Source organism: Mycobacterium sp. 663a-19 (assembly GCF_035616495.1).
Taxonomy (GTDB): Bacteria; Actinomycetota; Actinomycetes; order Mycobacteriales; family Mycobacteriaceae; genus Mycobacterium.
This window is the reverse complement of the sequence record NZ_JAPJAV010000042.1, coordinates 1-635: the sequence shown is the minus strand read 5'-3', so window position 1 is coordinate 635 and position 635 is coordinate 1. Positions and strand designations below refer to the sequence as shown.

The window sequence follows — 635 nt, the reverse complement described above, 5'->3', positions numbered from 1 at the left end:
TTTGTGCTGGATGGGTGGTTGCGTGCGGTGCCGGTGGGGGTGGTGGGGGAGTTGTATGTGGCCGGCGCTGGTGTGGGGGTGGGGTATTGGGGTCGCGCGTCGTTGACGGGGTCGCGGTTTGTGGCGTGCCCGTTTGGGGGGTTGGGGGCGCGGATGTATCGGACCGGGGATTTGGTGTCGTGGCGTGCTGATGGGCAGTTGGTGTATGTGGGCCGGGTTGATGAGCAGGTCAAGGTTCGGGGGTATCGCATCGAGTTGGGCGAAATCCGGGCTGCGCTAGCCGAATTGGAGGGTGTTAGCCAGGCGGTGGTGATCGCTCGTGAGGACCGTCCGGGGGATAGGCGGCTGGTGGCCTATGTGACCGGGGAGGTCGATGCGGACACGCTGCGTACCCGACTGGGTGAGCGGTTGCCGGGTTATATGGTGCCCGCGGCGGTGGTGGTGATCGCGGCGGTGCCGTTGACGGTGAACGGCAAGGTGGATGTGCGGGCGTTGCCGGCCCCCGACTACGCCGGTGCCGGTCGGTATCGGGCTCCGGGCAGCCCGGTCGAGGAGATCCTGGCCGGCATTTACGCCCAGGTCCTCGGACTCGAGCGGGTGGGGGTGGATGACTCCTTCTTCGATTTGGGTGGGGA

Annotated in this window: 1 protein-coding gene; it reads left to right on the top strand. The window is 66.8% G+C overall.

Translation table 11 applies throughout. The annotated features are described in order from the left end of the window. Positions 1-635 (top strand): AMP-binding enzyme (locus OQ968_RS24775; RefSeq protein ID WP_324682291.1); only part of this gene is annotated, 635 nt, incomplete at both ends.